We start from the raw sequence: 13,764 nt of genomic DNA, 5'->3' as shown, positions 1-13,764 counted from the left end.
GAAGCGATGCGCCGGCGACGGGCGAGTAGGCGGTTCAGCGGTTGCCGTTGCCCTTGCCGCTGTTGCCGCTGTTGCCGCCGGGGCCGTTGCCGTTGCCGTTGTTGTTGCCAGGGCCGCTGTTCTCGCTCCCGCCCGTGCCGGTGTCAGCCGGCGGCGCGTCGTCCGAAGGGGCCCGCTCGGCGGGGACCGTCACCGCCGGCGCCTCCTCGGCCGGCGCCTCGTCCGACGGTGCCGGCGAATCCTGCTCCTCCACCACCAGTGGTGTCGGCGCAGGGTCCGGTTCCGCGGCCGAGACGTTGGAGAGCCACAGTGTCGCGAGAGCAAGCCCGACGGCGAGGAACGCCGCCACGACGAGCCCGATCATCAGCGCACGACGGGAGGGGCGAACCCGCTCGTCCGGTTCCCACGGCGCAAAGGGAGCCTCGGGGTCCGTCGACGCAGAGGCTCCCTCAGCGAGGGTGGCCCTACGGGCATCGCGGCGGAGGGCTGCGCGCTCGCCCTGTGGGACCGGCGTCGGCAGGGCCGGGGAGAAGACCTGGGTGGGCGCGGTGACCGGCGTCGCGACCGGCGTCGCCACCGGAGCCGTCGAGGGGTCGGCCTTCTCGCGCGCGATAGTGTTCTCCATCGCTGCCAGGCGCGACGCCGCCGTCACCACCTCGAGCGCGGTCGGCCGGTCGTCGGGGCGGATCGCCGTCATGCCGCGCAGGAGGCCCTGCCAGGACGGATGCAGCGACTCGGGGATCTCGGGCGGAGACGCCAGCCGTGCCATGACGGTTCCGATGCCCTCGGCCTCGCCGAACGGCCGCTCGCCCGTAAGCGCCTCGATCAGGAGGAGACCGAAGGCGTAGACGTCCGCCGGCGGTGCCGGGGCGACGCCGCGCGCCTGCTCGGGCGCAACGTACGCCATGGTGCCGACGATGACACCCGGCGTCGTCACGCGGGCGCGGGCGGAGTCCATGAGGTACGCGATGCCGAAGTCCGCCAGCTTCGCGCGCCACTCCCAGCCGGGCCGAGGCGAGGACCACAGCAGGACGTTCGAGGGCTTGATGTCACGGTGGACGACCCCGTGGTCGTGCGCGACGTGCAGCCCTTCGGCGATGTCGATCGCGATCGACGCGACGACTCGCGGGTCGACCGGCCCGCGCGCGATCAGGTCGCGCAGGGTGATGCCGTCGACGTGCTCCATCACCAGGTAGCTGACCTCATCCGTGCCGACCCGGGCATCGAACACCGTGACCAGAGAGTGATGACTGAGAGACGCGAGAAGTGTCGTCTCCGACAGCGCGCGTTCGACGGAGCCGATGCCGTCCGTCGGCTCACGGAACACCTTCACGGCGACCGACCGCTGCAGGTGGGTGTCGTCAGCGCGGTACACGCGTGCCATGCCGCCCTCGCCGATGCGTTCGCGCAGCAGGTATCGCTCATCGAGGAGCTCGCCGGTGGAGAGCTCTCCCGACGCGAGCAGGTCAGTCACGTGTCCTCCCGCCCGATGCTCGCACCCCTCCGGCACCGCACCGGGCCCGCATCAACCGTACGGAATGCGCCCCTCGCGAACCGAGGGGTTGACGAGGCTTCGCCGACGTGCAACGCACACGACGAGGCCGCCGGCGCCACCTCGCAGGCGCCGCGGCCTCGCCGCACCCCGGATGCCGGCATGCTGCCGGCGCCGGTCACTGAGCCGGAGGCATCAGGACCGCGTCGATGAGGTACACGGTGGCGTTGGCGGTCTGCACGCCGCCGCAGATGACGTTGGCGTCGTTGACCATCCACGTGTCGCCTTCACCGGTGACCTCGAGGTCGGCGCCCTGCACCGTGGTGTGCGTGCCCGCGATGTCAGCGGGCTCGACCTGGCCGGGCACCACATGGTAAGTGAGGATCGACGTCAGCGTGGCGGTATCCGTCTTCAGCGACTCGATCGTCGCGGGGTCGAGCTTCGCGAAGGCGTCGTCCACCGGTGCGAACACCGTGAACTCGTCGCCGTTGAGGGTGTCGACGAGGTCCACCTCGGGGTTGAGCTGACCGCTGACGGCTGCGGTGAGCGTCGTCAGCATCGGATTGTTGGATGCTGCGACCGCAACGGGGTCGCCCGACATTCCCTCGATCGAGCCATCGCCGTCGGGCACGGCCTCGGCGTACGCGGCGCAGCCCGGGCCGACGAGGTTCGCAGCCGGGTCGGCGGTCATGGCGTCCTCGGTGGCTTCCATCGACGGCGTCGAGGGCTCGGCGCCCGATCCGCCCATCGAGCACGCGGACAGCGCGAAGGTTGCGGCCACGGCGAGAGCCAGCCCGGCCGGGAGCCGCTTCCTGGTGATGCGTGACATGTCTTCCTCCTTCATGCGGTCGGACGACCGCGGTCTGGTGAGCCCCGGTGCGGGGAGCGTGCCGCAGGAGCGGCTACACGGACTGTTCGGAAAGGGCCCGAGATCGGATTGGAGATGCCTGCACGGAACCTCCGCGGAGGTACCGGCATCCGTCGCACCCAATCCGAACCGGCGCCCGGCGCGAACTACACACGACACGAGGGGGATCCATGGAGCTCGTCATCATCGGTCTGCTCGGTGGGCTCGTCACCGGGATCTCGCCGTGCATCCTGCCGGTGCTGCCGGTCATCTTCCTCACCGGCGGCGCGCAGTCCGCCCGCCTCGACGGGGACGGCCCCCCGGTCTCGCGCGGGCGCCCGTTTCTGGTGATCGCGGGACTGATCACGAGTTTCACGCTCGTGACGCTGCTCGGCTCGCTGCTGCTCGGCGCACTGGGCCTGCCCCAGGATGTGCTGCGGTGGGCGGGGATCGCGGTACTCGTGCTCATCGGCATCGGATTGCTCGTGCCGCGCTTCGAGCAGCTGCTCGAGAAGCCGTTCCAGAAGCTGGCGCGGCGCACGGAGGTGCAGAACCGGGGGAGCGGGTACGGCGTCGGGCTCGCACTCGGCACGGTGTTCGTGCCGTGCGCCGGCCCGGTTCTGGCCGCGATCATCGTCGCCGGCTCCACCGGGCGCATCGACGCCGGCACCATCGTGCTCACCGTCTCGTTCGCGATCGGAGTCGCGGTTCCGCTGCTGTTCTTCGCCCTCGCCGGGCGAGGTCTCATCGAGCGCATCCGTGCGTTCCGCACCCGTGAGCGCGGCCTGCGCATCGCCGCCGGCGTCGCCATGCTCGCGCTCGCGGTAGGTCTCGTGTTCAACGTGCCGCAGCTGCTGCAGCGGCTTGTGCCCGACTACACGGCCGGCATCCAGCGCGATCTCACCGACAACCCCGGTGCGCGCCGGGCTCTGGACCTCGGTGGTCTCGTCACCGACGAGAATGAGGAGCTCGATGAGTGCACGAACGGTGCCCCTGTGCTCGAATCCTGCGGAACTGCGCCCCGCATCCGCGGCATCGAGTCGTGGCTCAACGTGCCGGATGGTCAGGCGATCGACCTCGCCGATCTGCGCGGCGAGGTGGTGCTCATCGACTTCTGGGCCTACTCGTGCATCAACTGCCAACGGAGCATTCCGCACGTGGTCGCCTGGGACCAGGCCTACCGCGACGCAGGGCTGCGGGTGATCGGCATCCACTCGCCTGAGTACGCCTTCGAGAAGGATGCCGGCAACGTCGCGGCCGGCGCCCGCGACTTCGGGATCATGTATCCGATCGCGCTCGACAACTCGCTCTCGACGTGGACGAACTACCGCAACCGCTACTGGCCGGCCCACTACCTGATCGACGCCGAGGGCACCGTGCGCCACATCGCCTTCGGCGAGGGCAATTACGCGGCGACCGAGAAGCTCATCCGCGAACTCCTGACGGACGCCCGACCCGGAACCGCGCTCCCCGATCCGACCGATGTCGCCGACGACACTCCGGAGGAGGGAACGCACACGCGCGAGACGTTCCTCGGCGCGGCGAAGGACGTGAACTACGGCGGCGACGGCGCCTATCGAGCGGGCGAAGGCGACTACTCGCTGCCTGCCTCGCAGCGCGGCGACTCGTTCGCGCTCGAGGGCACATGGCGGATCGAGACGCAGTACGCCACGCCCTCGGTTGCCGGCGGTGGCAGCATCCGTCTGCGGTTCCATGCCGCCCAGGTGCGCATGGTGCTGGCGGGTGCGGGCGAGGTGCGCGTGCGCCTCGACGACGGCGAGGAGCAGATCGTGGCCGTCTCCGGCACACCCCGCTCGTACGCAGTCGCGGACGGCACCGGTGACGGAGACGTCCACGTCCTCGACGTCGCGGTCTCGCCGGGCGTGGAAGTGTACTCGTTCACGTTCGGGTGAGGCGACGGGAGATCGGTCGGAGGTGCGTAAGGCATGCTGGTGGACATGGTGATCGACGGGATCGACGTGCCGGAGGACGGCACCGAGCCCGTCGACCACATCGGAGAGCTGCTGCAGCGTGTGGCCGGCGGCGATCAGACCGCGTTCGCCCGCGTCTACGACATGCTCTCGCCCCGGGTCTTCGGGCTCATCCTCCGCGTGCTCGTCGACCGCGCGCAGAGCGAGGAGGTGCTGCAGGAGGTCTTCCTCGAGGTCTGGCAATCCGCCGCGCGGTTCGCTCCGAACAGAGGTCAGGGAAGATCGTGGGTGCTCACGATCGCGCACCGCCGGGCCGTCGACCGCGTGAGGTCGTCGCAGGCGTCGAGCGATCGGGACGCCCGCGCCGGGTTCCGCGACCTCGACGTCGCCCACGACGGGGTCTCGGAGCAGGTCGAGCTGCGCATCGAGGGACAGAAGGTGGCAGCGGCGCTGTCTGGGCTTCCCGACGCCCAGCGGGAGGCGCTGACCCTCGCGTACTACGGGGGTTACAGTCAGAGCGAGATCGCCGCCCTGGTGGGAGCGCCGCTGGGGACGATCAAGACGAGGATGCGGGACGGCCTTTCGCGCCTGCGGGCCGAGATGGGGGTGAACGCGTGATGGACGAGCAGGAGTTCGCCGAGCTCGCCGCCGGTGCTGCCCTGAACGCGCTCTCGCCCGCCGACCGCGCGACCTTCGACGCGGCCCGCCGGGAGCACCCCGAATGGGAGCACTGGATCGAGACGGATGCCGCCACCGCCGCGGCGCTCGCCGACACCGTCTCCGATGCCCTGCCTCCGCTGACGCTCCGCTCCACACTGCTCTCGCGCGTTGCGACGACCCCGCAGCTGCCGGCGATGGACGCCGCAGTGGCCGCCACCGCCGAGCCTGTCGACCGCTGGACGCCCGCCCCTCCGCCGCCTGCTCCCGAGCCATCCGGTGACCGGCCGGCGGCCGAGCCGCCGCCGCCGACGGCGGTGATCCAGGCGGTGTCCCGGCGCCGGTGGACCCGCGGCATCCTGACGCTCGCCGCCTCGATGGTGCTGCTCGTCGCACTCGGCCTCGGGGCCGTGCAGATCAACGAGTACATGAACCGCCCGGCGGAGGTCGTCGCACTGCAGCAGATCGAGGACGCCCCCGACGCGCAGTCGGCGACGGCCGAGGTCACCGAGGGCGGCACAGCGACGGCGCACTGGTCGGAGTCGATCGGCAAGGTCGTGGTGGTCTCGCAGGGACTGCCGCAGATCGCGGACGACGAGAGCTTCGAGCTCTGGTTCGTGCGCGACGGCGCGGCCGTGCCCGCTGGGGTGTTCGAGGCGCCCGACGGGACGACCACGGCGCTGCTCGAGGGAGCCATGGAGCCCGGCGACGTGATCGCGGTCACGGTCGAGCCCCAGGGCGGCTCGCCCACGGGCGAGCCGTCGTCCGACCCGATCGTGGAGATCCCGACCGCCTGACGCCGACGCGGCGCCGCCGATCCGGGTAGCGTGAGGCCGTGGCATCCGTCCCCCAAAGAACACAGACGGCACAGACGACCCAGACGCTCGCGCACCTGCGCCGCGCGCGCGACCTCATGGACCGCGACTACGCGCAGCCGCTCGACGTGCCCACGATGGCGACGAAGGCCCTCATGTCGCCCGCGCACTTCTCGCGAGAGTTCAAGGCCGCGTACGGCGAGACGCCGTACGCGTATCTGATGACCCGCCGCATCGAGCGCGCCATGGCGTTGCTGCGGGAGGGCATGTCGGTGACGGATGCCTGCACCGCGGTCGGCGCGACCTCCCTGGGGTCGTTCAGCTCGACGTTCACGGAGATCGTCGGCGAGACCCCCAGCTCGTACCGTTCGCGCCCACACGACGCTGCCGAGGCGATGCCGCTGTGCGTCGCGAAGATCCTCACGCGCCCGACGCGCTACGCCTGATCCGCAACCGAGCAGGATCGGAGAAGCGCGCGGGTCGCGGCCGTCGTAGCGTGGCAGCCATGACGAACATCGCCCTGGCGTACAGCCCCATCACCGTCGACGACGTCGACGCCGCCATCCCCTTCTACCGCGACGGACTCGGCCTCGAGGTCGTGAACGACGTCGCGTACGACGGACACCGCTGGGTGAGCTTCGGCTTCCCCGGCCAGCCCGGCCTCTCGCTCGTCGTGTCGGACCCGACCGCGGGCCGCTCGCCGGAGGACGGAGACGCGCTGCAGCGCCTGGTGGTCAAGGGATCCGGCCCCGGACCCTATGTCTTCACCACCTCCGATCTCGACGCCACGTTCGAGAAGCTGCGCGAGTTCGGCGCCGAGGTGCTCCAGGAGCCCAAGGAGCAGGGCTGGGGTCCGCGCGACGCCGCCTTCCGTGACCCGGCGGGCAACCACATCCGCATCAACCAGGTCTGACACGGGCGCGATCGTGTGCCTGCCGTGGGTCGCCGCCATGCAGCGCGAGCCCGTGCTCGTGGCGGCGAGTAGCCTGGTTGGAATGAGCGACTCGTCCAGGGAGTTCCACAAGCCCGTGCGCCGACCAACCGAGCTCTTCGACCGGGTCTTCCCTGCGGAGGACCCGGCCGAGGTCTCTCGCGTCGCGCACACGACTGCGCACGCCCTGCTCGCCCGCGTGCGGGCCGACCCCGACGGCACCGTCGTGGACCGGCTCGTGACCTTCACCGACGAGCACGGCATCGACGACCTCGCAGAGCTGTGGTCGCGGTCTCCCGCGAAGACGCTTCCGGGCGCCCTGTGGCGGCTGTACCTGGTGCAGCTCATGATCCACGACGACCCGCGCACGGCCGCGCTGCTCTACGAGCGCGGGCGGGCCGAACTCGCCTCCGCCGACGACGCGGTGGCCGGTGCGCCGTCGCCGGCCGGGCCGGAGGAGCTCGTCACGCTGGTCGACACCATCCTGCGGGGGCTCTTCGAGGGCGACTTCGCCGTGGCTCTCGACCGTGCGGCTGCGTTCTGCCGCGTGCAGGCATCCGGTGCGACGCATGTCGCCGACGACTACGAGGCGACCGAGCCCGAGCGTGCGTCGGCGTTCACGACTCGCGCCCTGCGCCTCTCGGACTACGCCGCCGACCTCACGGCGTGCGCGGCGCTCTGGCGCCGCGACGCCCTCACCTGACATACCTCGCGGCCCGAGCCCTCCGACCCCAGCGGCGATTTCGGCGACTCGCCAGAATGCGCGGCGATCGCTCGGTTCTCTGGCGACTCGCCAAAATGTGGTTTCGCCCCGGGCGCGCAGTTTCCGAGGAGCGCAGTTTCTGGCGACTCGCCAGAATGCGCGGCGATCGCTCGGTTCTCTGGCGACTCGCCAAAACCCGTCCGGGCATGAAAGTGCCGGGCCGCAGAACGCCTCTCGGCGCGGTGCCGCTCGAAGCGGCAAATTTTGGAGCCCGGGGTTACTGCGGCCCGGCCGATCCAGTGTAACCGAGTCCGGGGGTGTGGCATTCCCGAACGCTTAGGCTCGGGTCATGGCCTTGCGTTTCGCGCTCGTGATCGATCCCGCGGCATCCGATGATCCCGGTCCGATCTTCTCCGACTCGTTCCGCGTGATCGACCCGTCCGCACCGGCGCTGAGCGTCGGCGAGCTGAGCACGCAGCGAGGCGACGGCATCTTCGAATCGATCGGCGTCGTCGACGGGCACGCGCAGGAGACCGAGGCCCACCTCGAGCGACTCGCCCACTCGGCGCGGATCTGCGATCTCCCCGCCCCGAACCTCGAGCAATGGCGCCAGGCCGTCGCGATCGCCGCCCAGCATTCGCCGAGCGAGGGCGAGGGAGTGATCAAGCTCATTCTGAGCCGAGGCGTCGAGCACGGCCCTGCGCCCACCGCATGGGTGACGGCGACGGCTGCCCCGGACAACTCGACCGCACGCGAGCGTGGCGTCCGGGTCGTCACCCTCGACCGCGGCTACGGCATCGACACCCCGCCGCGCGCACCGTGGCTGCTTCTGGGGGCCAAGACCCTGTCGTACGCCGTCAACATGGCCGCGATCCGTGAGGCGAAAGGTCGCGGCGCCGACGACGCGATCTTCGTCACCTCCGATGGCTTCGTGCTCGAGGCCCCGACGGCATCGCTCATCCTCCGCATCGGCGGGCGGTTCGTCACGCCGGCGCCCAACGGCGGCATCCTCCACGGCACGACGCAGCTGAGCCTGTTCGCCCACCTCGAAGAGCACGGGCACGAGACCGGCTACGAGGTCGTCCCGACGAGCGCGCTGGGGGAAGCGGATGCCGCGTGGCTGGTGTCCAGCGTGCGGCTCGCCGCTCCGATCACGGCGATCGACGGCGCCGAGGTTCCTGTGGATGCCGAGCTCACAGCATCCTTCAACCGGTATCTGCTGAGCCCTCGCGACTGAGGCGACAGGAACGACGAAGCCCCTCGGCGCGAGGCGAGGGGCTCCGGGTCACCGCGCGTGCAGGATCAACCGAAGCGGCCGGAGACGTAGTCCTCGGTGGCCTGGACGGAGGGCGTCGTGAAGATGGTCTTCGTCTCGTTGTACTCGATCAGCTTGCCCGGCTTGCCGGTGCCGGCGATGTTGAAGAACGCCGTCTTGTCGCTCACGCGCGACGCCTGCTGCATGTTGTGCGTGACGATGACGACCGTGTAGTCGTTCTTCAGCTCGCCGATCAGCTCCTCGATGGCGTACGTCGAGATCGGGTCGAGGGCCGAGCAAGGCTCGTCCATGAGGATGACCTCGGGCGACACGGCGATGGCGCGGGCGATGCACAGACGCTGCTGCTGACCGCCCGACAGGCCCGAGCCCGGCTTGTCGAGGCGGTCCTTGACCTCATTCCAGAGGTTGGCGCCCTTCAGCGACTTCTCGACGAGCGCGTCGGAGTCCGACTTCGACATCTTCTTGTTGTTGAGCTTCACGCCGGCAAGCACGTTCTCCTTGATCGACATCGTCGGGAACGGGTTGGGGCGCTGGAAGACCATGCCGACCTGACGGCGCACCAGCACCGGGTCGACGTTGGCGCCGTAGAGATCGTCGCCGTCCAGCAGCACCTCGCCCTCGACGCGCGCGCCGGGGATCACCTCGTGCATGCGGTTGAGGGTGCGCAGGAACGTCGACTTGCCGCAGCCCGAGGGGCCGATGAAGGCGGTGACGCTTCGCGGCTCGATGTCGAGCGAGACGCCCTCGACGGCCAGGAAGTCGCCGTAGTAGACGTTGAGGTCGTTGACTTCGATGCTCTTGGACATGGTTCCTGTCAATTCTTTCGGGGGAGGCCGCTCAGCGGCCGAGCTTCGGCGAGAAGACCTTCGCGACGATGCGCGCGATCAGGTTGAGGAGCATCACGATGACGATGAGGACGAGGGCCGCCGCCCAAGCGCGGTTGTGGTAAGCCTCGACCGGGATGCCCGCGTTCATGTACTGCGTATAGACGAAGACGGGGAGCGTCATCATGCGGCCCTCGAAGAGGTTGTAGTTCATGGAGGTTGCGACGCCGGCTGTCAGCAGCAGTGGCGCGGTCTCGCCGATCACGCGCGAGATCGAGAGCATGACCCCGGTGGTGATGCCGGCTACCGATGTGGGCAGCACGACCTTCGCGATCGTGCGCCATTTCGGCACGCCGAGCGCATACGACGCCTCCCGCAGCTCGTTCGGCACGAGTCGCAGCATCTCTTCGGTGGAGCGCACGACGACCGGGATCATCAGCACCGACAGCGCGATCGATCCCATGATGCCCATGCGGATCCCCGGACCGAAGAACAGCGCGAAGACGGCGTAGGCGAACAGACCCGCGACGATCGACGGGATGCCGGTCATGACGTCCACGAGGAAGGTGATGCCGCGCGCGAGCCGGTTGCCGGCGCCGTACTCGATCAGGTAGATCGCGGTGAAGATGCCGATCGGGATCGAGATGATCGCGGCGGCAAGCGTGATGAGGAGGGTGCCGACGATCGCGTGGAGCGCACCGCCGCCCTCGCCGACGACGTTGCGCATCGAGGAGGTGAAGAACTCGGCGGACAAGCCCGCGACGCCGTTGACGACGACGGTGAAAGCGACGGAGACGAGCGGGACCATCGCGATCAGGAACGCGATCGTCACCAGACCGGTCACGAGGCGGTCGACGCCCTTGCGGCGGCCCTCGACGATGGAGGACGCGGTCGTGATGAGCACGAGATACGCCAGCCCCGCCACGACGGCCCAGCCGGCGAGGCTGAAGGCTTCGCCCGAGCCCATCGCGAGCACGCCGAACAGCAGGGCGCTCACGGCGAGGCTGCCGACGAGGATGGCCCAGGGCGCCCACGCGGGCAGGTGTCCGCTGGTGAGCCGGCGCGTCTCGCGCACCGGAGCCGCCGTCTGGGGAGGCTGAGGGGGAGCGGTCGTCACGGTCATGTCAGTTCGCTCCCGAGAATTCCTTGCGGCGGCTGACGATCCATCGGGCGATGGCGTTGACCGCGAAGGTGACGATGAAGAGGATGAGGCCGGTCGCGATCAGCACGTTGATGTTGGTGCCGTACGCCTCGGGGAACGTCAGCGCGATGTTCGCGGGAATCGTGCTCGGGTTCTCCGACGTGAAGAGCTGAAAGGTGACGACGCCCGTGGCGGACAGCACCATGGCAACCGCCATCGTCTCGCCGAGCGCACGGCCGAGCCCCAGCATGGATGCGGAGACGATGCCGCTACGACCGAAGGGGAAGACCGCCATGCGGATCATCTCCCATCGGGTGGCTCCGAGTGCGAGAGCGGCCTCCTCGTGGAGGACCGGGGTCTGCAGGAAGATCTCGCGGCAGATCGCGGTGATGATGGGGACGATCATCACCGCCAGCACGATCGCGGCGGTGAAGATGGTGCGGCCGGTGCTGGAGACCGTGCCGCCGAAGAGGGGGAACCAGCCCATGTTGGCGTTGAGCCACGCGTAGACGGGTTGGACGGCGGGCGCCAGCACGATGATGCCCCACAGGCCGAAGACGACGGACGGCACCGCAGCCAGCAGGTCGACGATGTAGCCGAGACTCTGCGCGAGGCGGCGCGGCGCGTAGTGCGAGATGAAGAGGGCGACCGACACCGCGAGCGGCACCGCCATCAGGAGCGCAAGGAACGACGCCCAGACGGTGCCGAAAGCGAGCGGCCAGACGTACTCCCAGAAGTTCCCGCTGAGCAGGCTGGCGTCTTCGCTGGTGGCGGTGAGGCCCGGGATCGACTGGACGATGAGGAAGATCGCGACGGCGGCGAGCGTGACGAGGATCATCACGCCGGCGCCGAGCGCGGTTCCCGAGAACCAGCGGTCGCCTGGCCGCTGCGTGACCTTGCCCCTCTCGGGGGCGGTCGTCGTGGTCATGGTGTCCTTCTGAATTCGGGTCTCGGGGTGATTCCCGGCCCGGTCGTGCGACGACCGGGCCGGGAATCGGGTCCTACTCGACGACGATCAGGTCGATCGCGGCGTTGACCTGCTCGCGGAGCGCGTCGGAGATCGGCGCGTTGCCGGCCGCGGCGGCGGCCGCGTCCTGGCCCTCGGCGCTGGCCACGTACTGGAGGTAGCCCTTGACGATCGGCGCGACGGCCGTGTCGGCGTACTCCTGGCACGCGATCATGTAGCTCACGAGGACGATCGGGTACACGCCCGCGGCGTCCGAGGTGCGGTCGAGCTCGATCGCGAGGTCGCCCTCGCCACGGCCCTCCTCGAACGGCGACTCGTCGACGATCGCGGCGGCGGCCTCGGGCGAGTACTCGACGAACTCGTCACCGACCTGGATGGCAGCGGTCGACAGGCCCTCCTCTGCGGCGCGCGACGCGTCGGCGTAGCCGATGGTGCCGTTGCCGCCCGCGACGGCCGAGACGACACCCGAGGTGCCCTGGGCGGCCTCGCCGCTGGAGAGCGGCCACACGCCGTCGGGCTCGTTGGTCCAGACGTCGCCGGCAGCCTGGAAGAGGTAGTCGGTGAAGTTCTCGGTGGTACCCGAGTCGTCGGCGCGGTGCACGGGCGTCACGGCCAGGTCAGGGAGTGTCGCGTCGGGGTTGAGCGCGGCGATCGCCGGGTCGTTCCAGTTCGTGATGGTGCCGGCGAACAGGCCCGCGGCGGTCGCGGCGTCCAGGTTGAGCGAGTCCACGCCCTCGACGTTGAAGATGATCGCGATCGGCGAGATGTAGGTGGGGAGCTCGATGATGCCCGAGCCGTCGACGCACGCGTCGAACGGGCCGGCCTCGATCTCCTCCACCTTGAACGCGCGGTCGGAGCCCGCGAACGGGAAGGCGCCCGCCTGGAAGGACTCGCGGCCCGCGCCCGAGCCGGACGGGTCGTAGTTGATGGTGACGTCGGGGTTCGCCGTCTGGAAGCCGGAGGTCCAGGCCTGAACCGCGACCTCCTGCGCCGACGAGCCGCCGCCCGCGATCTCGCCGGACAGGGTCGACTCGGGCGCGTCGGTGGTGTCGCCGGCGGGGGTCTCGTTCGAGGCGCAGCCGGCGAGAGCGAGAGCCGCGACTGCGGCGACAGCGCCCACCTGGGCGATGCGAGAGATCTTCACTGTGTGAATCCTTCACGTGTCAGGGAAACAGGCCGAAACGGCCTTCGGGTTCGAACCCGGTGCGGGGTTCGCTCTGAAACGTAGGCTCGGACTCTTAAGAGTCTGGGCTGTGCGGGTGAACGGAAGGTGAACGGGATGCCGACATCCATGCATCGGCATTGACACGCGGACCGGCGCGGCCCTGGAATTCCGCCTCGCGGAACGCCGGCCGTTCACTCCGGCCCGCTAAGGTGCCTGGCATGAGCAAGACCACGAAGGCCCAGCGCAAGGCGCTCGACGCGATCGATGACGCGCAGTCGGCGGCGAAGAAGGCCCGACGCGTCGCGAAGACCCTGCCGGGCAAGAGCGCCAAGAAGCTGCGCGAGGTCGCGGCCGAGACCGTCGACGACGTCGACGTCTCGAAGAAGGCCGTCCGCAAGAACCCGCGCAAGGTCGTGGAGAAGGCGCATCGCGCCGAAGAGCGGGTGCGCAAGGCGACGCGCGTCGCCGTCGCGAAGGCGGAGAAGAAGGCGCGTCTGCGCGCGCAGGCCGAGCGCGCCGCCGCCGAGGCCGCGAAGGCCGCTGCAGAGGCGAAGGCGCGTGCCGCCGAGGCGAAGGCGCTGAAGAAGGCGGTCGCCAAGGCCGAGCGGGCCGCCGCCCAGGCCGAGCAGGAGGCACTCGATGCCGATCGCGTGCTCGAGGCCGAGCTCACCTCCGGGGAGCCGGAGACGGATGCTGCCGCCGGCGTCGTCGATGAGACTCCGGCAACCGAGGCACCCGCCGTAGAGGAAGCTCCCGCCGTAGAAGAGGCGTCGGCAGCAGAAGGGGCCCCCGCCGCTCCGGCGCCCAAGGCCCGCGCACCCCGCACCACGACGCCGGCCCGCGCGCCGCGTGCGAAGAAGCCTGCGAGCATGCCGAGGGCTGCTGCCGCAGCATCCGTTTCCTCCGATCTGCACACGCTGACCGTCGCGCAGCTGCGCGAGCGCGCGCGTGCCGGCGGCCGGACCGGCTACTCGCGGCTCACCAAGGCCGAGCTGATCACCCTGCTGTCCTGACG

General features: G+C 70.0%; 14 protein-coding genes. 8 read left to right on the top strand and 6 right to left on the bottom strand.

Annotated elements, in window-relative coordinates; translation table 11 throughout:
- Positions 1-34: 34 nt before the first annotated feature.
- Together MRBLWH3_RS16730 and MRBLWH3_RS16725 are read right to left on the bottom strand one after the other, a co-directional pair.
- Positions 35-1,474: a protein kinase domain-containing protein gene (locus MRBLWH3_RS16730; RefSeq protein ID WP_363434319.1), complete on the bottom strand. Its 1,440-nt coding sequence runs from the start codon at positions 1,472-1,474 to the stop codon at positions 35-37.
- Positions 1,475-1,670: 196 nt separating this feature from the next.
- The gene (locus tag MRBLWH3_RS16725) at positions 1,671-2,321 is read right to left on the bottom strand and encodes a fasciclin domain-containing protein (protein ID WP_363434316.1); all 651 of its coding nucleotides are present in this window, start codon (positions 2,319-2,321) and stop codon (positions 1,671-1,673) included.
- 209 nt (positions 2,322-2,530) lie between these two features.
- Between MRBLWH3_RS16725 and MRBLWH3_RS16720 the strand changes: the two genes are divergently transcribed.
- The 7 genes from MRBLWH3_RS16720 to MRBLWH3_RS16690 all read left to right on the top strand — a co-directional run bounded on the left by MRBLWH3_RS16720 (position 2,531) and on the right by MRBLWH3_RS16690 (position 8,613).
- The gene (locus MRBLWH3_RS16720) at positions 2,531-4,252 is read left to right on the top strand and encodes a cytochrome c biogenesis protein CcdA (protein ID WP_363434313.1); all 1,722 of its coding nucleotides are present in this window, start codon (positions 2,531-2,533) and stop codon (positions 4,250-4,252) included.
- A gap of 33 nt (positions 4,253-4,285) precedes the next feature.
- Entirely contained in the window at positions 4,286-4,888 is a 603-nt protein-coding gene (gene sigK / locus MRBLWH3_RS16715) for an ECF RNA polymerase sigma factor SigK (RefSeq protein ID WP_363434310.1), read from the top strand.
- A complete protein-coding gene (locus MRBLWH3_RS16710; RefSeq protein ID WP_363435594.1) occupies positions 4,888-5,724 on the top strand; it encodes an anti-sigma factor in 837 nt (278 codons plus the stop codon). Before sigK ends, MRBLWH3_RS16710 begins: the two co-directional genes overlap by 1 nt.
- Before the next feature lie 116 nt (positions 5,725-5,840).
- Complete coding sequence (locus MRBLWH3_RS16705; RefSeq protein WP_045298308.1) at positions 5,841-6,188, top strand: helix-turn-helix transcriptional regulator; 348 nt, start codon at positions 5,841-5,843, stop codon at positions 6,186-6,188.
- Positions 6,189-6,247: 59 nt separating this feature from the next.
- A complete protein-coding gene (locus MRBLWH3_RS16700; protein WP_341997744.1) occupies positions 6,248-6,655 on the top strand; it encodes a VOC family protein in 408 nt (135 codons plus the stop codon).
- An 82-nt stretch (positions 6,656-6,737) separates the two neighbouring features.
- A complete protein-coding gene (locus MRBLWH3_RS16695) occupies positions 6,738-7,376 on the top strand; it encodes a DNA-directed RNA polymerase subunit beta (RefSeq protein WP_363434307.1) in 639 nt (212 codons plus the stop codon).
- Positions 7,377-7,725: 349 nt separating this feature from the next.
- Entirely contained in the window at positions 7,726-8,613 is an 888-nt protein-coding gene (locus MRBLWH3_RS16690; protein ID WP_363434305.1) for an aminodeoxychorismate lyase, read from the top strand.
- A gap of 65 nt (positions 8,614-8,678) precedes the next feature.
- On the opposite strand, the gene pstB is transcribed toward MRBLWH3_RS16690, so the two are convergent.
- The 4 genes from pstB to pstS all read right to left on the bottom strand — a co-directional run bounded on the left by pstB (position 8,679) and on the right by pstS (position 12,728).
- A complete protein-coding gene (gene pstB, locus MRBLWH3_RS16685) occupies positions 8,679-9,458 on the bottom strand; it encodes a phosphate ABC transporter ATP-binding protein PstB (protein ID WP_363434302.1) in 780 nt (259 codons plus the stop codon).
- A 31-nt stretch (positions 9,459-9,489) separates the two neighbouring features.
- Positions 9,490-10,599 (bottom strand): phosphate ABC transporter permease PstA, encoded by a 1,110-nt coding sequence (gene pstA / locus MRBLWH3_RS16680; RefSeq protein WP_363434300.1) that lies wholly within the window; start codon positions 10,597-10,599, stop codon positions 9,490-9,492.
- A gap of 1 nt (position 10,600) precedes the next feature.
- Positions 10,601-11,545 (bottom strand): phosphate ABC transporter permease subunit PstC, encoded by a 945-nt coding sequence (pstC, locus tag MRBLWH3_RS16675; RefSeq protein WP_363434297.1) that lies wholly within the window; start codon positions 11,543-11,545, stop codon positions 10,601-10,603.
- A gap of 73 nt (positions 11,546-11,618) precedes the next feature.
- Positions 11,619-12,728: a phosphate ABC transporter substrate-binding protein PstS gene (pstS, locus tag MRBLWH3_RS16670; RefSeq protein WP_363434294.1), complete on the bottom strand. Its 1,110-nt coding sequence runs from the start codon at positions 12,726-12,728 to the stop codon at positions 11,619-11,621.
- Positions 12,729-12,967: 239 nt separating this feature from the next.
- Here pstS and MRBLWH3_RS16665 point away from each other — a divergent pair, with 239 nt between their 5' ends.
- Positions 12,968-13,762 carry a hypothetical protein gene (locus MRBLWH3_RS16665; protein ID WP_363434291.1) on the top strand — a complete coding sequence of 265 codons (795 nt, stop codon included), beginning with the start codon at positions 12,968-12,970 and terminating at the stop codon, positions 13,760-13,762.
- Positions 13,763-13,764: the final 2 nt, after the last annotated feature.

Origin of the sequence: Microbacterium sp. LWH3-1.2 (assembly GCF_040675855.1) — a bacterium.
Taxonomy (GTDB): domain Bacteria; phylum Actinomycetota; class Actinomycetes; order Actinomycetales; family Microbacteriaceae; genus Microbacterium.
This window is presented reverse-complemented; position numbering and strand designations above follow the sequence as displayed.